We start from the raw sequence: 20,110 nt of genomic DNA on the forward strand, positions 1-20,110 counted from the left end.
CAGATCCCTACATCCACGCAGTCTCGTCTCTTTGCCATCGAAAGTATATGATTGCAATCGCTTACCCAGAATTTAGCCTCTCGGCGGAAATTCGCCCTGCAAACAAATGATGTAGTTCATCGCCACGAAAGGCTGCATGTTGTTATGCGGTTGGCTGCCCCCTGCGACATTCAAAGCCACAGGCGACATCTGTGCATTGGGCGTTGCCGCATATACCGGAGTCTGGGTCTTGGAGCGGCCAACCGGAGGCGTCTGGCCCCAATAGTTATTCGCCGCGTCATTCTCCGACGATGGCGCGTTCACGGCCATGGGCGTATGGGTATGGCCAGGTATTTCGGTCGTGAGCAGCGTAACCGTCTGGCTGCCGACCTTCTCTCCCACCGTGCGGGGCGTTAACCCTTGGCCTTGGCCTTGGCCCATCGGGGCCGCGCCCATTAGGTTCGGCAAGGCGAACGTCGTCTTGCCGTCGCCGCCGTATTGGACGCCCAATATCGAGAAGAGCGCGGTATTTTGCATAATCGACATGAGCTGCCCGTTGCACAACGCCCAGCCTTTTGGCGCGAAATTGCCGGCGAATACTCGAATCTCGCCAATATATGCTTCTGCCATAAATTCTCCTCCTAGTTCCGCGACGGGAATATTCCTTGAACCGCAATGTAATAATTCGCAGCCAAATACGGCTGCATATTGTTGTGCGGCTGGCTGCCTCCGCTGGTCCCAATCGCGCCTGCGTTCATCGGCACCATTGCAGCCGCCGGGTCATAAGGCGCATTGACCTGCGCCCAAACGTTGTTGGCTGGCGAAATCTGGTCCGCCTGGACGTTGGAGGCGCTCACTTGATGCGTATGCTGAGGCATTTCGTTCACGGTCAGCGTGTGCGCCGCCTCGCCCTGCGACGTGCCGAGCGGGATGGTCGGACTGACATGAAGCGCGACGCGTCCGCGCAGATCCGGCAAAGCGAACGTCGTGACGCCATCGCCGCCATATACATTGCCCAGCAGCGAGTAAAGCGCTTGGTTCATATTAATCGGAAGAAGTTGACCTTCGCATGACGCCCAGCCGCGCGGCGCATAGTTGTTTGCAAACAAGCGAATTTCGCCAACAAATGGTTCGGACATTAGAAAACCTCCTCTATTGGTTGTCAGATTGTGATAGCGCTTTACGGCTGAGGCGGGAAAACCCCGTATAGCGAAATGATGAACGAAACAGTCAACGAAGGCATCATGTTGTCGTGCGGGAGATTGCCGCCAACGGGTGCTAGCGCATGCGCGTTCATTCCGACGAGTTCGCCGCCCGTATTGTAATTTTGCAAAGCCGAGCCCGCCCAAACATGGTTATCCGGCATGTTAGCGTTCCCGGCGGCCGTATTGGCATTTGCCGTATGCGTGTGCGCCGGCAGCTGATTCAAGGTAAGCGTCTCCGTCTCCGTTCCGCCCTGGCTTCCCAGCGGAATCGCGGTGCTAGGATGAACCGGCAAACGTCCTCTCAAATCCGGCAGTCCGAAGGTTGTCTGGCCGTCACCGCCATAGGTCGTGCCAAGCAGCGCAAACAACGCCTCGTTCTCGGCGATCGACAGCAGCTGGCCTTGGCAGAGCGCCCAGCCTTGCGGCGCGTAGTTGCCGGCAAATATACGAATTTCCCCCAAATAAGAATCACTCATGTCTATCACCTCTATAAAAGTAGTAAAAGCGATCATGCACGTGCTAAGTGACGTTGCAGCATCCCGTTGCTAGACGAAGCCGTCGTCTTCCTCCTGCACCCACCGCATCAAAACATGCAGCCCTTGCTCTTCGACCGCGCGAAAACCCAAGCGCACATACAGGCCCGCCGCCGGATTCGAAGCGACAACGCGAAGCTCAAGCGGCAGCGCCTTGGCAGCCGCAGCGTGCTGCAGCCGCCGGATCAACGCGGACCCGATTCCGCCTCCCCGATAAGGCGCCATAAGCGCAATATCAGCGAGCAGCAGACGGTTGCTGGTTTCGACGGTCATGAAATGGCCGACCGGCTCCCTGTCCAGAAGAACCACCTGGTAGCCGGATCCCGGATACTGCATCGCGTAGGAGCGCTGCTGCATCTCGAACTGCATGCGAAGAAAGGCTTCCAACTGCGCCGGTTCCCAACCAAGCGATGCGAACTCGGATTGACGGGTGCTCTCGTAGACGCGAAAGCGGAAGGATTCATCTCCCCAGGTCGCTTCTCTCGTTGAGATGCGTGCATCCCCAACCATGACTTATTCCGATCCTCCCCTTCGCCACTTAAGCACTATTTTGAGTTTTTTTCGACATTTTTCTTACCAAATCTAGTAATTCGATACCAGTCCATTTTTCCCTGCTCAATTGTCATATTTTTCATTTCAGTCTTCTCCTAGATCTATATAAACGTTGGAACAAAAAAAGAAGGGGCTTCCCCCTTCCAGACTGACTTTCATGTTGTTTCTAGAACATGCTCACTTGGCTAATCGTAACATTTAACGCGCCTTGCTCCCATACCCCGAATGGAGTATATTGCGGCTTCGGCGAAACCGACTTTCGTGCTGACCATGTGCGGATTACCCTCGGGTGGCATCTTTCAGCGCCTCTACTCCAAGCGCCAGCGAGCCGCTCAAACCCGCATTGTGGCCGAGACCAGGCGAAACGATGTAGCTGTCGATCTGATTCAAAATCGCGGCCGCGCTTACATAGCCGTTCAGATTCCGCTTCACTTCCTCGCGAATCAGCGGGAACAGGTGCTGCTGCTGCATCACCCCGCCGCCCAGAATGACTTTCTTCGGCGAAAGCAGCAGGATCGTGCCCGTCACCGCCTGCGCGATATAATACGCTTCGATGCCCCATGCCGGATGGTCCGCCGGGAGTTCGTGCCCTTTCACCTTCCAACGCTGTTCGATCGCCGGCCCTGCCGCCATTCCTTCCAGACAATCGCCGTGGTACGGACAGCATCCCGCGAAGTCGTCCTTCGGATGTCTGCGGGTGAGCACATGTCCGCCCTCCGGATGCACGAGCCCGTGCACGAGCTTCCCTTCCGCATAGACGCCGACGCCCACGCCGGTGCCCACCGTGTAATAGACGCAGCTGTCCAGTCCTTTGGCCGCTCCCCATGTCGCCTCGCCGAGCGCCGCCGCGTTCACGTCCGTATCCCAGCCGTACGGAACATCGAACTCCCGCTTCAGCGTCCCCACCAGATCGAAGCCCGACCAGCCCGGCTTCGGCGTCGTCGTGACATGCCCGTACGATGGACTCGTCTTGTCGATATCGATCGGGCCGAAAGAGCCGATCCCCATCGCCTCTACGCCTTTGTCCCGGAAATAGCCGATCACGTTCGCCATCGTAATCGCTGGCCGCTCTGTCGGGAAACTAACGCGATCTTCGATCACGCCGTGCTCGTTGCCAATACCGCAGACGAATTTCGTGCCGCCCGCTTCTACCGCGCCAATACGCATCCTTTTGCCTCCTCTATGGCCGGACCGCTCGATCAGCTTGTCCTGCGTTCCCTTGCTTCCTCTTATTTTACACGTCTTTGCCGCCGATCGGAATTACAGCGATTACCAATTCGTAGAAGGCCAGGAAGTCGCTCGCGCCGCGGCTGGAATAACCTGCCTGGATTGGTGTTATCTTAACGATAGAACCCGATTGGTAAATACCGGATGCGAGGAGGCGAACGAACTTGGCGGACACGGGGAACACGCCCGGCGACATGCCCGAAGACATGCCCCGCCGGTTATCATCCCAGCTGGAGGAGAACTTGGCCTGGATCAAGCGGCTGTTCGCCTTCCCCGAAAATACGGCGCTGCTGATCCGAAGCTTGCGAGTCTCTGCCTTGGACGCAGAGGCGGCCGTCGTGTATCTCGAAGGAGCGGCCGACGACAGGCTGATTGAATCGTACATTATCGAGCCGCTGCTTACGACATCGCCGGTCTCGCCGCAACCTGCCAATAAATTAGCGTCCATCTTGCGCGAGATCGTGACCAGCCCGGCTGGCGCCATGATCGAAGAGCTTTCGCTTCTGCCCGGCGAGCTGCTAAAGGGGAGCGCGCTTCTCCTGCTGGAGGGAGAGTCGGCCGCGTTATCGCTGCAGACGCCGGGCTTTCAATCTCGCGCCGTCACCGAACCGCAGGTCGAGCATGTCCTGAAAGGCCCGAAAGAAGCGTTCATCGAATCCGCCGCCGTCAATCGTTCGCTCATTCGCAAGCAGCTGAGGGACCGTCAGCTGGTCTCGGAGACGGTCACCGTCGGTCAGCGATCGGTCAAGGACGTGTCGATCCTGTACGTGAAGGATCTGGCCAACCCCGAACTAGTGGCGGACGTGAAGAAACGGCTGCAAGCCATCGATGCGGATACGGTCGCCAATCTCTCGATCCTCGAGCAGTATATCGAGGAGCGGCCGTATTCCCTCATCCCTTCGGCGCTGTTGACCGAACGGCCCGACCGGGCCTGCTCGTTCCTTATGGAGGGACATATCGTCCTGATCATGGACAATTCGCCGACCGCCATGGTCGTGCCCGTGACGTTCTGGGCGCTGTTCCATACGCCGGAAGACCAGTATTTGCGCTGGGCGTACGGCAACTTTATTCGCGTCGTGCGCATTCTGGCGGTATTCGTCGCTCTCTTAACTCCCTCCTTATATATCTCGATCAGCACGTTTCACGAGGAAATGATCCCGACCGATCTGCTTCTGGCCATCGGGGCGACGCGGGAGCGCGTGCCGTTCCCCGCGCTGATCGAGGTGCTCGTTATGGAAATCGCGTTCGAGCTGGTTCGGGAGGCGGCCGTTCGCATCCCGTCCGTAATCGGCCCGACCATCGGGATCGTCGGCGCGCTCATCTTGGGACAAGCGGCCGTTGAAGCGAACCTGGTCAGTCCGATTCTGGTCATTATCGTGGCGCTGACGGGCATTTCGTCCTTTACGATTCCGGAGATCAGCTTCAACTTCGCTGTCCGGATCCTCCGCTTTGCGATGCTGTTCGCGGCATCGTTCATGGGATTCTTCGGCATCTCGCTCGTGCTGACGTGCGTGATCGCCTATATGGTCTCGTTCAAATCGTTCGGGGTTCCGTTCTTGTCGCCGCTCTCTCCGCACTATCGTTCCTCCAAGGATCTGATCGTGCGTCCGCCGGTATGGAAACATTGGCTCCGGCCGTTCAATATTCACCCATTGGATAAACGACGCAAGAACAAGCCGGAAGGAGGGGGATAGCATGCTGAGCCGTTCAAACGGGAAGACCGGCACGCGGGAATACACCGCGCTGCTCCTGCTAACCGTCGGCCTAAAGCTATCCGACACGACACCCTCCCTCCTATTCAAGAGCGGGCAAGTCGCCGCTTGGGTCGTTCCGCTTCTGGCCTTCGCCGCGATGCTCGCCCCATTCCTGCTGCTGCTCGCCATGTTAAAGGCGCATCCGGGAAAAGGCCTGGTCGATCTGCTGGTACTCGCGGCCGGTCGCTGGGGCGGCATGCTTATAGGCCTGGTATTATGCCTGGTCACGCTGGTTTCGACGGCGCTTAGCAGCCGCACATATATTGATATCATTAACACGATGGGCTATCAGCGCACGCCGATATTCGCGCTCTACTTGATGCTGATGGCGGCCGTCTTCTACATCGCGAACCGGGGATTCGAAACCATCGGCCGCACAGCCTGGATCGTGGTGCCGTACATCGAGGTTTTCCTTGCGCTGCTCGTCGTCTTCGTCTGGTACGACGTGGAATGGCTGCACCTGCTTCCTGCAGCCGGGCCGGGGTTGCCCGTGCTCCTGCGGGAAGGCGCGAGCCATGGCTCCATTTTCGGCGAAATGATCCTATTTGCGGCCTTCGTGCCGCTGGTGCGCAATTTGCGCGCGTTCAAGGCCGCTTCCTGGGTCGGATATGGCGCGTGCGCCGTGAAGATCGCCGGCATGATGGCCGTATTCGTGGCCGTGTACGATTATCCGCCGGCGGAGAATATGGCGTTTCCGTTCCAGCAGCTGACGCGGGCCGCGTCGATTGGGCAAATCATCTCCCATGTGGAATCGGTTTTTTTCGCCTTTTGGATCATCACGACCGTCATCCACTTTGCCGTCTACGTGTACCTGCTTGCCTTTTTGTTCGCCCGTTCGCTCGGGCTTGACGCGTTCGAGCCGCTCATCCTTCCTTTTACCGGCTTGACGCTCTTGATCGGCATGATGCCCGAGAACATTTCGCGCGTGAATGAGCTGCTCGATACGACGCTGCACGTCAGTTCGTTCATGTTCTTCCTGCTGCCGTTTGTCCTATGGGGCATGATTCGCCTAAGGAGGCTTGCGCAATGAAGAGAGGGATCATCGCATTCTTGCTGGCATGCGTCGCGCTTCTGCTTAGCGGATGCTGGGATAAGCTAGAGCTGGAGGAGCAGGCTTTCGTCGTCGTCCTTGGCTTGGACAAGGCGCCGGACGGGCTGGTGTCCGTCACGTTTCAGGTCGCTAACCCTCAGGTGGGTTCCAGCGACAAAGGGTCGTCTCCTCACGAACCGCCCAGCGACATCGTCACGTTCGCCGCGCCGGATATATTATCCGCCAAGGAAATCGCTAACAGCGTCATTACCCGAAAAATCAGCTTCGCCCATCTGCGCACCATCGTTATCAGCCAGACGTTCGCCGCATCCAAGCTGTTTAACCAAATCATCGGTTCTTCGATCCGGGACCCGGAGATGAGACGGGAAACGAATCTCATTATCTCGCGCGAACGAGCCTCCGACTTCATCGCCCGGAACAAACCCCGCTTGGAGACACGGCCGCATAAATATTACGCGTTCATGCAGGAGCGTTGGCGAGACACCGGCTATGTGCCGTTCTCGACGCTCAACCGCTACTTCCAGCGGCTTGGCAACGATACGTTGTTTCTGGCGATCTACGGCACGACCAAACGAACGAAGCCGAAATACGCGCGCGAGGAAGACCAATATTTGGCCGGGGAGATTCCCCAGCGGAACGGCGATCCCGTGCAAATCATGGGATCCGCCTTGTTCAAAGCCGGCCGTATGATCGGCACGATTACGGGCGAGGAGACCCGGCTCGCGCTCTTTTTGCGTAGAAAGTCGCTCGCCCATTCGTATATCTCCTCGTATCCGGACCCGCTTCACCCGGATTATCAGGTAACCGCCAGACTGATTAAGGACGGGGATACACGCATCAAGATGAATCTCAGTCGGGAGCGGCCCGATATACGGGTCACCCTGCCGCTGCGGGCGCAAATTCTCTCTATTCCGTCCGGGATTCACGGATTATGCAGAGGACCCTCGAAAGCTGGACAAGCTGCGCAAGTCGATCGAGGACAGCATGAAAGCAAAGATCGATTCCTTTATCGCCAAGACGCAGCAAACCTACGAGTGCGAGCCTTTCCTATGGCATCTGATCGCCCGCAAGCATTTTTGGACCTTGAAGGCTTATCAGGCGTACGATTGGGGGATGCACTATAGCAAAGCGAAAGTCCATGTCACGATTCTCATGCGCATCGAGAACTTCGGTAAGCAAATCGGGCCGCCTCTGCCGCTCGAAATCGAGGGGGGTCAAGCGGGATGACGTCTATCATCATGGCCATCCTTTGTATCTACATGACCCTCTATACGTGGGGACAGGCCCGAGAAGCATGGAAGGTCGGCAATAAGGCCGCCGGCGCCGGCATCCTGTTGGTCGCCGCGAGCTTCCTGCCGCTTGGAGCTTACATCGTGTTTGGCTAGCAGCAGATCGCAAGCGTCAAAAAATCCCTCTCGGATTCGTGCCCGAGAGGGATTTTCGTTTTGCGTGTTCGTCAGTCGGCCGCGAGCGGCGACTTGGCTTCCAGCGTCCGCAGCAGCATGACCGCCGCTTCGGCGCGGGTGGCCAGACCGTCGCCGTTCAGCGCATGGTGCGCCCCTTTCATCAAGCCGCCCTCCACCGCGAAAGCGACGGCTTGGCGTGCCCAGGCCGGGATTCGTCCGCCGTCGGCGAATGGAGCCAGGACCTGATCCGCCCGGTCAGCCATCTGCGCCAGATCGGCGCCGCTCGCGCGGGCGAACATAAGCGCCAGCTCCTCGCGCGTGATGGGATCGTTCGGTCTGAACCTGCCGCCGGCGCCTTCGATGATGCCGAGCGACTGCGCCTGACGGACCGCATCCGCGTACCACGCATCGGCGTCGACGTCGGAGAAGCTTACGTCCGCTTGCGCCGAGAAGCGTCCTAAGGAAAGGGCCAGCGTCACCATCATTTTCGCCGCTTCCGCGCGCGTGACTTGACGGTTCGGCTTGAACTCGCCGCCGCCAACGCCGTCCATCATGCCGCGGCTGACGAGCGCTTCCACGTCGGCAAGACTCCAGTGACCTTGCAAATCGGCGAAGCGAGGCTCTGCTGCCAGGACGGCATAGGTGCCGAGGCTGGAGATGGTTACCGTCACGGTGCCCTTGTTCTTCCGGACAAGACCGCCGGTCAGCTGCCATTGTCCGTTCGGAAGCAGGCGATACACGGCTAGCTTCCGAGGATCGATGCCTGCCGCTTGCGGCTTGCTGTACGATAGCGTAAGCTCAATCGGCTTGGACGGTGCCGCCCCGGTCAGCTCATAGGCTTCGGATGCCGGCTTCAATAACGTTCCGGCAAGCGAACCGACCGGCTTCCGTTTCGCGGCGATCGACGTATCCGCGGCATACGCATACGCCGGCACGACGACGGCGAGTTTCCCGTCCAGCAGCAGATAGTTACCGCCGCTTGGTCCTGTCGCGAGGGAGCCGGTATCGATATCCGGCTGCTGGCCGTTTCCGTTACCGTTGCCATTGCCGGCACCACCGCCGGGAGTACCGCCACCTCCTGGGGCACCTCCGCCACCGGGAGCACCACCGCCACCACCGCCGGCGGTTGTCGTTTGCGCCGTAACTTTAACACCCGTCGAGGCGCTGCCGTCGGTGTCGAGTGCAATGAGCGTCACTTCATACTTCGTGCCGCTTTTGAGACCAGTGATCGTGTGCGCTTCCGCACCTTTTGCAATTGTGACCGGGCCTTGCTGCGTCGCCGCGCCTTCTTCGCGCCACGTGATCCGAATTTCCTTCAGATCCGCGAACGTCGGGTCGGTCCACGTCAGCTTGAGCTTGTCGAGGCTTGGTTCGGCTTTGACGTTCGTCGGGTTCGTCGGCGCTTGCTTCGTTTGCGCCGTAACTTTAACACCCGTCGAGGCGTTACCGTCATTATCGAGTGCAATGAGCGTCACTTCATACTTCGTGCCGCTCTTCAGCGAGGTGAACGTGTGCGTTTGCACGCCTTTCTCCACCGTCGCTGTTCCTTGTTCGGCTGCCGCGCCTTCTTCACGCCACGTGATCCGAATGTGCTTCAGATCCGCGAACGTCGGGTCGGTCCACGTCAGCTTCAGTTTGTCGAGGCTTGGTTCGGCTTTGACGTTGGTCGGGTTCGTCGGCGCTTGCTTCGTTTGCGCCGTGACTTTAACACCCGTCGAGGCGTTGCCGTCGGTGTCGACTGCGACTAGCGTGACTTCGTATTTCGTCCCGCTCTTCAGGCCGGTGATCGTGTGCGTTTGCGCGCCTTTCTCCACCGTCACTGTCCCTTGCTCAGCTGCCGCGCCTTCTTCGCGCCACGTGATCCGAATGTGCTTCAGATCCGCGAACGTCGGGTCGGTCCACGTCAGCTTGAGCTTATCGAGGCTCGGTTCGGCTTTGACGTTCGTCGGGTTCGTCGGCGCTTGCTTCGTTTGCGCCGTGACATTAACCCCTGTCGAGGTGTTGCCGTCATTATCGAGTGCAATGAGCGTCACTTCATACTTCGTGCCGCTTTTGAGACCAGTGATCGTGTGCGTTTGCGCGCCTTTCTCCACCGTCGCTGTTCCTTGCTCGGCTGCCGCGCCTTCTTCGCGCCACGTGATCCGAATGTGCTTCAGATCCGCGAACGTCGGGTCGGTCCACGTCAGCTTGAGCTTATCGAGGCTCGGTTCGGCTTTGACGTTAGTCGGGTTCGTCGGCGCTTGCTTCGTTTGCGCCGTGACATTAACCCCTGTCGAGGTGTTGCCGTCATTATCAAGTGCAATGAGCGTCACTTCATACTTCGTGCCGCTTTTGAGACCGGTGATCGTGTGCGTTTGCGCGCCTTTCTCCACCGTCGCTGTTCCTTGCTCGGCTGCCGCGCCTTCTTCGCGCCACGTGATCCGAATGTGCTTCAGATCCGCGAACGTCGGGTCGGTCCACGTCAGCTTGAGCTTATCGAGGCTCGGTTCGGCTTTGACGTTGGTCACTTCGTTGATTTCGCCCTTCGTCTGGGCCGTCTCGGTAATGCCGAACGAGCCGTTGCCCGCCTCATCGAAGGCGGTCAACATCATTTCGTACGCCGTGCCGCTCTTCAGATCGGCGATGGTATACGTCTGCTCGCCTTTGGCCACCGTAACCGGTCCTTGAACCGCTTCCGTGCCGGCTTCGCGCCACGTGATCTGCACGTTCGCCAGATCGGTCGCGGTCGGATCGGTCCAGGTGAGCGTCAATTTATCGCGGCCTGGCGTCGCGCTAACGTTCGTCACGTCGAGCGGTCCGACCGTGTCTGGCGCCGTCTCGTCCGCGGCGATCGTCGTCTTCATCATGATCGTCTCGGCGGCGTTGCCCGTCTCGTCGATCGAACGGAAGGCGATCTGATATTCCGTTCCCGTCTCAAGACCGGATAACCGCGCCCATTGCTGTCCTTTGGCAATTGCGACCGTCTGGGCGGGATCCTTGCCGCCTCTCGGCTTCCAGGTCAGCTCGACCTGCTTGAAGTCGATGTCGGCCGGGTCTTCCCAGGTCAATAGCAACGCGCGTCGTTCCGCGAAGGCTGCCGGATTCGTGACAGCCATTGGCGCCGTCGTATCGGCTGCGGAGACCGTCACTTGTTTATTCGTGTCGGCACCGGATGGAATGTTATTGTAGCTCAGCACCGCGCTGCTCGCCGCGACGGTGTATACCGCACCGGCTTGCAAGGCGGTCGCCGGCGTAAACCGGATATGGCGGGCGACCTTTATCCCTTTCCAATCGGTCTCATCCACCGCTGTGAACAAGCCTTCCAACGGTTGGCCACCGTCGCCTTCGGCCATGACGGCAATACCGCCGGCCTCGATCGTATCGAGCCGTACATGTCGATCGAACACGAGGTCGATCGCAGAGCCGCCTGCCTGCGCATACGCATCGGTCATCGTCGCCGGTAATACGGAGACGAGCGGGATGTTGACGTCGAAGTGAGGCGGCGGCACCGGAAGCTCGCTGCTCTCCGCGGTGACGAATCCTTCTTTCTCGTACACGACTTTCCACAAGCCGCGCGGAACGTCCCAGCCGTAACGCCCTGCGGTATCGGTAAATTGCGGGTTCACTTGGCCGAACCAGTCCGCGTCCCATACCTTCCACTCGCCGGTCGTTTCGTCCTTGTACATGACCGTCGCTTTGACGCCTTGCACGCGCCGGGCTTCCGTCACCTCGTACACGTAGCCGCTCGGATCGTAAATCCAGACCGGATCGGCGACATCCTCGGAATCATCGCGGTCGTCATCGCGATCGTCGTTGTCATCGTCGTTGTCATCTTCGTCGTCGTCCTCGTCGTCGCGGCAGTCTTCATCGTTCGCCACGCGCGCCTTCAGATCGTCGACTTTCGCGCCGATGTGGGCATCCATGACTTTGCCGATGCCGTTGGTCAGCATCCACAGCCCGACGGTACCCCAGCCGAACGTGGCCGGACCGGCCACGAGCGATCCGAGCATCATCGACCACTTGGCCAGTTCGTAAGCCATCGCCAGCTTGGCGATATCGTTGGCTTCGTCGGCGTATTGCTGCGCCACGCCCGGCGAGCATCCCCCCGCGGACAGCGCGATGTCGCCGAGCTCCTTGAGCGAATCGTTGACGCCCAAGCCGTCAAAGATCGAATACGGCGTATCGATCGATGTCCATACTTTGCCCGCGCCTTCCCATTTCATGGCGTTTTGCACCGCGATCTTGATGGCTGCGCCCGCGCCGCTGAACGCGGATAACGAACGCTCCGCGTTCTTGTCGCCGCTCATGGCGGAGGACATCTTCGCGATGGCCCCTTCGACGCCGAGCGAAGCGAATTCCGATTCCGGAATATAAGCCGTCATGGAGACGTTCAACTGATTGTTGCTAAGGCTGTAGTTGAAACGCAGGCCGCGCACGGGCGAACCCGAGCGGTCGGCGGCCGGCGGCGTATAGTTCTCAATCCGCTCGAGCCGGTAATTCATGCTCATCCCGACCTTGCCGCCCTCGACCGGCACGGACCCTTTCATCGTCGCGGTATGCACCGTCGCGCTCGCCGTATTGAGCTGAAGATCTTCCTTCACGAAGTCTTGCACGTCTGGCGGCAGCTGCTCGCGGTATTCTTCGTCGGTCTGCGGCTGCGGCGGCACGGTGAATACCTCCTGCGCCTCGTACGAGACGGAGATGCCGTCCGGGTTGCTCGTTTGCAGCACGGCCGTAAAGACGCCGTCGTCGCCTCGTTCGGCGATCGCCGATTCGCTTCCGGAGAATACTTTCACGTTCTTCACCGCGTCCGGATTATTAAAGGAGATTTTGAAAATGAACGGCAGGTGCGGTGCGAACACGTACGGGAATTTCGCCACGCCGTCGCCCGGGTCGAACGTGACTTCCCGTCCGTCCACCTGGCGCATCGAAAATTTCGTCATTTGCGGATAAGCCTTGCTGACCCGAATGCGCTTGATATCGCTAGGCGTCTTGACCGTGCCGTCGTCCGATTCGGCGAAGATACGGTAGGTCGCCTCTTCCCCGCGATCCGGCAAGTTGACCGGCAGCTTCCACGTTCCCGCGGAAGTAGCTCGCGTCTCGCCGAGGAGCGATTCGCCTTCGTAGATCCGAACGGTACTGTTCGATTTCGCGATGCCGCTCAGCTTGATATCGCGGCGGCCCGTCACATCAGGCGCGTCGAGCGTAACCGACGAGACTTCCGCGGCCGCGCGGGCAACGACTTCGGAGACATTCTGGCGGCTTGCCGCGAACGACATTTCCGAAGCCAGCACGACGGAAGCCGCGTTCATGCTCTTGCTCAGCTTCAGGCGGAAGACCAGCACGCCCGCTTCGCCTTTGGCCACTTGACCTAGCGAGAACTCCACGTAACCGTCGCCAAGATTCGGAATCGTAATTTGACCGTTCAGGGCGCCGCTGGCCGGCACATAGCTGACGCCTTGCGGGAGCATGAAGCGCATTTTGGTCTGGTCCGTCACGGCCTCTCCCTGATTGCGGAACGTCGCGCGGACCTGGAAATCGGTGTCGAGCGCGACGCTCCCTGGCGTCAGCGTCAAGCCGTTGCCCGACTGGCCGCCGTAGAAAGTCTTCTCCGGCAGCGCGATCTTGCCCAGGTCGGACGGTTCTCCTCGTCTAGCTTCGAACTCGCGCTCGACGATGCGGCCGCCGGTTTTGATCTGCGCGACGTAGCGCCCTTCGCTCGGCAGGGTGAACTCGAAGGCGCGGGCTTTGATCGCACTCTCCAGCACCAGCTGGCGTTTGCCCTGCGCGTCCAGTCTGAACAGATTCATGGCTGGCCAGCCTTGATCCGGCGCGAATTTCGCCAGCAGCTCGCCTTTGAAGCGCGTGCCAAGGTCTTCCATCCGGATTTCCAGCTCGGTTGTGCCGTTCTCGCCGACCTTTGCCGTTCCGCATGCGTCCGGCAGGCGAGACTCAACGCCGCGCGCGCACACCCGCACCTCGTCGCCAGGCGACGCTTTGATCATCATCGGATTGCCCGAGGAGAGCACCGTGTGCGTCGGCACCGTGAAATGATAGTGCGCGATCGTCCGCCAATCCAGCTCGAGCGGTCCCACCCACTCGGCGCCGAGATGCTTCGTATAGAGGTTTATACGGACGGACGTCGGTTCGCCTTCTTGGAGCTCCAAGTCGACTGTAGGCGACGCTCCGCTCGCAAGTGTAAGCGACTTCGCCTGGGAACGCCCGAACTTGGCGACCGCGGCCAGCAGCTTGAGTTCGCCCGCGAAGACATCCGCCGCGTAGCTGCCGCTTGCGTCGGTTTTCACCGTCTTCGTCAGCGGGCTGCCGTCGACTGTTTGAATCAACGTCACGTCGGCTTTGACCGCCGGTCTGCCGTCGGCATACGCGACCTTCCCGCTTACCTTCGCTGTCGGTCGTTCGTCCAGGGCGAGCACGATCTCGTTCGTCCCCGGAGAGAGCGTAATATCCTTCGATTGCCACAAGTATTCCCGTGAAGCATCGTTAGCTTCCACCGACAGCTTCTCGCCGGAATATCGGCCTTTGAGCAGGCTGATCGTGCCTTGAGCCGACGATTGGCCGGTTCGAAGGACCACGCTCGCTTCATCCCAGATCGTGACGTCGATGTTGGGCAGCGCATTGCCGTCCGGACCGATGATCCTCGTCAACAAGGTGGATTCGAAACCAGGCACCAAATTCAACTTCTCTTCCGAGCCCCAAGTCACGGTATACATACGGTCGCCCGGCTTCGCCAGCAGCTCCAAACCGGAGTCCGTCACGAGACTAATCCGGTAGTCGCTCGCCTGCGGCAGGCCGTTCAGCACCACTTCGCCGCCGCCGGATAACTTGAGACCTGCGCGCGCCTTCATGGCCGCGCTTGAAACCGATAAATACGCGTCTTTGAGCAATTCGCCATGCGGCGTATCGAACGTGAAGCGCATGGCGCCGCCGACTCGGATCGAACCGGTGAGCGCGCTTTTGGCGACCTCGTTGCCGTCTTTAGCCAGCACGATCTGAAGCGCAATCAACTCGGAAGCGCCCTCCGGCACGGTCAATGCGCCTTCGTAGCCGCCTGCCGTCCGTTCCGTGAGCGCGACTTCGGCCGTTCGCGATTCGGCGCCGTACCGATAGGTTAGCACCGCTGCAGCCGCAGCTTCGGACGTGCCGGTCGCGCTGACCGCGATCCGCCCGCCGACCGCCGCGTATCGGTTCTGCATGAGCGGGGTATGGTAGCTGACCGTCCGGATTACCAGATCCGTCACGCGGATAACTTTCGATTCCGAATACGGACGCTTGGCGCCTTGCCGATCCACGGCGATGATCTGGTAGCTGAACACGTCCTGCATGTCCGGCTGGTCCGTGTACGTGTGCTGGTCTGCGTCAAGCGTCGCGATGGTCACCGGCATTTGATTGCTGCCCGTGCGGACGACTTCATACGCCGCGATATCGCCAGCGGCGGATGGCGCGCTCCAAGTCAGCTTCACCTTGCCGTCTCCCAGCAGCTCGGCCGCCAAGGCGGCAAGCTCGCCTTCGCCCGTCTCCTCGTCCGTCTCCGTGACGAACAGATCGACGCCGTTGAAATCGCCCGTGACGAGATTTTCCGCGACCGAGCGGAATGCGACGACTTTGCCGCCTTCGCTGACCGCGGGGTTGTAGGATGAACCGTTGCCTTGCTCGCCGTTGAACGCGCGGCTAACCAGCCTCGCCTTGTTCTCCTGCAGATCGTAGAGGAAGATGTCCGTGTTACCGTTCTTATCCCCGGCGACCAAATTCGGCAGATCCGAGCTAAAGGCTACGTAGCGGCCGTCCGGACTAATCGACGGCTGTTTGCTGTTGATGTAGTACAGCTCTTCGTTCGGCTTGTCGGTGATGCGCCTTACGGTCGGCGCATCGCCGCCGCGGTCGTACACGTAGATATCGAATCCGCTGAATTCGTAGCCGTGATACGCGAATGCGACCCGTTTGCCGTCCATGCTGACAGTCGGTTGGCTCACATCATTATAATAGAACGGATTATCATTCTCGAAATGAGTGAGCGGCGTGAATGTCTTTGTCGCCACGTCGTATAAGTAGGCGTCCTCGGACTCGTTCGTGTCCGGCGCTAGATTCGTCGCATTGGTGCCGAATACGATCGTCTTGCCGTCGCCGCTGACGTCCGGCTCGGACATCGAAGCATTCGGCAGTTTGCCTTCGGCGTTCAAGAGCAAGGTCAGCCCGCCTTCTCGACTTCCGTTATCGTAGATGTAGAGCTGCTCCGTCTGGTTCGTCTTGACGCCGGACAGATTATCCGCGCGCGAGATAAAGACGATCGTCTTGCCGTCCGCGCTGATTGAAGGCAGCTCGCTGTGATTGTTGGCCGGATCGCCCATCGGGGATTCGCTGATTCGCTTCAACGTTACGCCGCCGGGCTCGTCGAACTTCCCGTTGCCGTCCGCGTCGCGATCCATGACGAAAATCTGCGTATCCGTTCCCGAAGAAACCGCGCCCATCAAATTCTGGGCATCCGACTGGAAGACGATGAAACGTCCATCTCCGCTAATGTCCGGCTTCATGCTTTGGCCGTCGCCCGGCATGCCGAGTTCGTCACGGCTGATCAGCTGAACGGTCCCATCCACGTAATCGTAAAGGAATACGTCAAACCCGCCGTTCGTATCGCCTTCCGCCAGCCGCGGCGAGGTAGATTCGAACACCGCGTAGCGGCCGTCGGCGCTGATCTGAATACCGCCGTAGCCCGACATGTTGTCGCCGTCCGTATCGGAGCCCGCCACGCGGGCGATCCGAGGACCCGCTCCCATCGTGACGCTATCGGCCGAATAGACGCGTTTGTTGCCTTCGGCGTCATAGACCGCGAAGGCGAATTGATACGTGGTGCCGTTGACCAGATTCGTAATGAGCGCCTTCTGCTTGCCCTTGGGCAGCATGCGCGTCGCGTTCGTCTTGTCATCCGGCGCGCCGAGCTTGCGCCAGAGCACTTGAACGTACATGAAATCCAGATCGGCTGGATCGGTCCAGCTGACGGCGACCTGTCCGGGCTGGATCGAGAGGCTCGCGTCCGACACGCCGCTCGGCGCGTCGGTCTCCGCTTCGGCCAGCGTCGTAAGATTCGTTGCAAGCGCCTGGCTCCCCCATTTATGGTCGACGCTGCCGGCCACGACTTTGAATGCATAGCTCGCGCCCGGCTTCAAATTCGTCACCAGGAAGGAAGGCTCTGTCGTCGAGCCGACGAGCTCGCCGTTCCGGTAAATCCGGTAAGCGGGCGGTGCGCCCGAGCTCGATTTCGGCTGCGGCCATTGCAGCGCGGCATAAGTCGAACCATATTGCGCAACCTTCAGCTCGGCCCCGTCTTCCCACACCGGCGCTTCATTGTCCAGCTCGACAGGAGATGTCGCATAATAAATTTCCGTGTAGCCCGCGCCCTCCTCCTGTCCCGGCACGAGGTTCCACGCGCGGGATTGGAAGACGAGACGGCTGCCGTCGTCGCTAATCGAAGGACGCTGTACGTCCGCATTGGCCGACTCGCCCGTCGGGGATTGCCCCATCCAATACGTCATGCCCCGCTTCAGATCGCGGATATATACGCTTCGGTTAACGGCGGACGGATCGAGGCTGTCGTCGGACTCGAAGGCCACGAACCGGCCGCTGCCGCTCATAGAAGCCAGCACGTTCTCTCCTCCGCTTGCCTGACCATCCACCGTATAGTTGGCCAGCTTCAAGCTGCGCGTCTTCCGGTCGTAGACGTACACATCGTTCGTATAATCTTGATCCTCGTCGCTAAGATCGCCGGCGAATGATTCGAACGTCACGTAACGGCCGTCGTCGCTGATGGACGGATTACGGCTGCTATTGCTTCCGGATAAGCCTTGCGGATTATGGCTGATCAGCTCATACTCCCCGTACAAGGTGTCGTACACATAGATGTCGTCGTCAATATTGATGTCTTCTTGCAGCAAGCCGATTTGATTAATGGCAAAAGTCACGTACCGCCCGTTCGGCGTAATGTCCAGCTGAGACGAATTGAAGAAGTCGGGCAGACGGTCCGTAATTCGCGTGACGGTCTGGGTCGTCCGGTCCTTCACGAATACGTCCCATGTGCCGTTGTAGTCGTTCGCCGTGCCGTTGGCGGCATAGGAGGAGAACGCGATGTACCGGGCTCCATCGCTCATGGCGTAAGGACGCGCCGTATTGTAGATGTAGCCGGCCATCACGTTCTCCGCCACTCGCTCGATAGCGCCGGTCCTGAGATTCGCCAAATACAGATCTTCCGTCTCGCCAGCCTCCAAACCTTTCACGAGGTTGGACGCGTGGGAGGTAAAGAGCACATAAGCGCCGTCTCCGCTAATTAGAGGCGCATAGCTGCCGCCGTCCGAATCGCCGCCCGAAGAAGAGCGACTGATCAGCCGGGTGGTGCCGGCCGCGCGATCGCGGACGAAAATATCCGCTTCCCCGTTGCCGTCGCCCGCGACGAGATTGCTCGCCTCCGATTCGAAAGCAATCAGGTTGCCGTCGTCGCTGACGGAGGCGAACTCGCTGTCTCCGTTCGGACTTGCGCCATCGGCCGCAGCCGTGATGCGTTCGATCGGCGATACCGCCTTCGTCTCGATCGAGACGCCGAGCGGAAGGCCGCGATTGCCCGAGCGGTCGACCGGCGCGACGGCGAACGCATAGGCCGTGCCTGGCTTCAAGCCGCCGAACGTCTGTCCGGGCAAGTAGTTCCCCGGTAATTTGACGCCCGCTTGGGTGACCTCGTAACGAACGCTTCCGCTGTCGTCCTGCGCGAGCGGCCAATCCAGCTTGACGCTGGCGTAACCGATCCCGATTGGAGTCATCTGCGCGCCATCCGGCCATGCCGGCGCCGTCTTGTCGTTCGGGTCCGGGAACGCCGTCTCGAGCGCGCGCTTCAAGCTCCATGTGCCGCTGAGCATGCCGCCTGTGAGCGCTTCTTCCGCCGGCGTCTCGCTATACGCCCGGATAATGGCCGCTCCGGCAGCCGATAGGGCAGCGGCATATTCGCTTCCGCTATTCTCCGCGTAATCGCCGCCGATCGAGGCCGTGAATAACGCCTCGCCCGGCAGAAGAAGAGAAGCGCCGCTATTGGAGATCGGCCGGCCCAATCGGTCGTAACCGCCTACGGCAGTAACGCCAGGCAGCGCCGCCGGGTAATAGGAGCCGATCTCCTCGTCTTCCATGACGATCGGATTGCCATCGTTACCAGCTGGCGCAAGAATCGGAATGCCCGCTTGCCGGGCCTCTTCGACCGCTTCGGAGAGTCTGAACGGCAAGCCCGGATAACGCTGGCCAAGACCGATCAGAATGACGCCGACCTTCTCGCCGCCGCTTCCTTCCCACTGGGCGGCCGCTCGGACGCCAGCCGCCAAGCGGTCCAGCCGCTCTTCGCGGTCTTCGTCGCCTACTGCCACGGGCAGCACGCGAATTTGCGCCTGCGGCGCGGCTAGCTTAGCTAATCCGGCTGTTAGCGCCGTTACGCTTGTGCCGTGACCGGACTCGGAGGCATCGCCGGCATCGTCGCCGTCGCATATGCCCTCGCCTTCGCCGGTGCACGCGATGCCGGGCAGCACGGCGCCATCGAGCAGCGGATGCGTCGCGTCGACGCCCGTGTCCACTACCGCGATGACCGTCGTCTTCGGCATCGCTCCGCTTGCCGCGACGAGCGCGGAAGCAGCCTCGGTCTCGATATGGCCGAACGCCCATTGATTCGCGAATGACGTCCATGGATCAGGATTTTCGTCGGGAATTTCACCATCTTCGCTCGATGGTCCAGGCTCTTCGCCATCATTTGGCGCTTCGATGCCGCCATCGTCCGTCGGCGCTTCACCGGAAGATTGGCCGCCATCATCGCCGCCCGCCGAATCATTCGAACTCGGATCGGGTACATCATCAGAAATATCTTCGCTTGAAATGGGTGGTTGAGATGAGTTGGAATCGGAAGAAGATGGTTCGTCTTGCGCGGGTTGCCCGGTGTCGCCGGATGATGAATCTTGGGAGGATGGTTCGTTATCCAGGGTTGCGATCTTAATGGTATTCGTTAAGGTTGGTGGTGAAGCTGTGGTTGAAGCATTGGGGGGTAAAGCGGATGAATCCAAGGTGCTGCGTTCAATCTGGGGGTTGTTTTGCAGGAATTGCTCGAATAAATGCTGAATGGTTTGGGAATCGCTGGTCTGCGAGGCATGCGCAAATGGGGCCGACAATCCGATGAGCAGGACGCCAGTCTGCACCATGGCCAATCGCCTGGTCCATCGCTTCCGCGTATTCAATTTTAGCTGCTTCACGCTATATGCTCCTTTTCACGTTCAGATACGTACCGTATCCACATGTTTGGGAGTATACCATTGGTTAATCTTCTCTGTCTATTCAAAAATATCGGGTCAATGCTAAACTTTTATTAAAGAGGTGAATCGTCGACTTTTTG

At 59.7% G+C, this 20,110-nt stretch carries 10 protein-coding genes and 1 pseudogene; 5 read left to right on the forward strand and 6 right to left on the reverse strand.

From position 1 onward, the window contains the following. Window positions 1-72: 72 nt before the first annotated feature. From ACFSKT_RS22130 to ACFSKT_RS22150, 5 genes are all read right to left on the reverse strand, one after another. Window positions 73-609, reverse strand: a complete 537-nt coding sequence (locus ACFSKT_RS22130) for a phage tail protein (RefSeq protein WP_377716463.1) — start codon at window positions 607-609, stop codon at window positions 73-75. Between the two features lie 11 nt (window positions 610-620). Continuing rightward, complete coding sequence (locus ACFSKT_RS22135; protein WP_377716462.1) at window positions 621-1,118, reverse strand: phage tail protein; 498 nt, start codon at window positions 1,116-1,118, stop codon at window positions 621-623. 41 nt (window positions 1,119-1,159) lie between these two features. Next, entirely contained in the window at window positions 1,160-1,660 is a 501-nt protein-coding gene (locus ACFSKT_RS22140) for a phage tail protein (protein WP_377716460.1), read from the reverse strand. A 69-nt stretch (window positions 1,661-1,729) separates the two neighbouring features. Beyond that, complete coding sequence (locus ACFSKT_RS22145; RefSeq protein WP_377716458.1) at window positions 1,730-2,227, reverse strand: GNAT family N-acetyltransferase; 498 nt, start codon at window positions 2,225-2,227, stop codon at window positions 1,730-1,732. A gap of 321 nt (window positions 2,228-2,548) precedes the next feature. Further along, window positions 2,549-3,436: an ROK family protein gene (locus ACFSKT_RS22150; protein ID WP_377716457.1), complete on the reverse strand. Its 888-nt coding sequence runs from the start codon at window positions 3,434-3,436 to the stop codon at window positions 2,549-2,551. A 224-nt stretch (window positions 3,437-3,660) separates the two neighbouring features. Between ACFSKT_RS22150 and ACFSKT_RS22155 the strand changes: the two genes are divergently transcribed. The 5 genes and pseudogenes from ACFSKT_RS22155 (at window position 3,661) to ACFSKT_RS22175 (ending at window position 7,686) form a co-directional block, all read left to right on the forward strand. After that, a complete protein-coding gene (locus ACFSKT_RS22155) occupies window positions 3,661-5,190 on the forward strand; it encodes a spore germination protein (protein ID WP_377716455.1) in 1,530 nt (509 codons plus the stop codon). Between the two features lies 1 nt (window position 5,191). Further along, a complete protein-coding gene (locus tag ACFSKT_RS22160; RefSeq protein ID WP_377716453.1) occupies window positions 5,192-6,280 on the forward strand; it encodes a GerAB/ArcD/ProY family transporter in 1,089 nt (362 codons plus the stop codon). Next, window positions 6,277-7,164: pseudogene (locus ACFSKT_RS32670) on the forward strand (Ger(x)C family spore germination protein); the annotation flags it as partial. The gene ACFSKT_RS22160 and the pseudogene ACFSKT_RS32670, both read left to right, overlap by 4 nt. A 121-nt stretch (window positions 7,165-7,285) precedes the next feature. Further along, complete coding sequence (locus tag ACFSKT_RS22170) at window positions 7,286-7,528, forward strand: Ger(x)C family spore germination C-terminal domain-containing protein (protein ID WP_377716452.1); 243 nt, start codon at window positions 7,286-7,288, stop codon at window positions 7,526-7,528. Next, on the forward strand, window positions 7,525-7,686 hold the full coding sequence (locus tag ACFSKT_RS22175) for a hypothetical protein (protein ID WP_377716450.1): 162 nt from the start codon (window positions 7,525-7,527) through the stop codon (window positions 7,684-7,686). Before ACFSKT_RS22170 ends, ACFSKT_RS22175 begins: the two co-directional genes overlap by 4 nt. 71 nt (window positions 7,687-7,757) lie before the next feature. Here ACFSKT_RS22175 and ACFSKT_RS22180 read toward each other — a convergent pair whose 3' ends face one another. Beyond that, the gene (locus tag ACFSKT_RS22180) at window positions 7,758-19,970 is read right to left on the reverse strand and encodes a fibronectin type III domain-containing protein (protein ID WP_377776346.1); all 12,213 of its coding nucleotides are present in this window, start codon (window positions 19,968-19,970) and stop codon (window positions 7,758-7,760) included. Window positions 19,971-20,110: the final 140 nt, after the last annotated feature.

This window comes from Paenibacillus xanthanilyticus, assembly GCF_042682185.1.
GTDB classification, from domain to species: domain Bacteria; phylum Bacillota; class Bacilli; order Paenibacillales; family Paenibacillaceae; genus Paenibacillus_Z; species Paenibacillus_Z xanthanilyticus.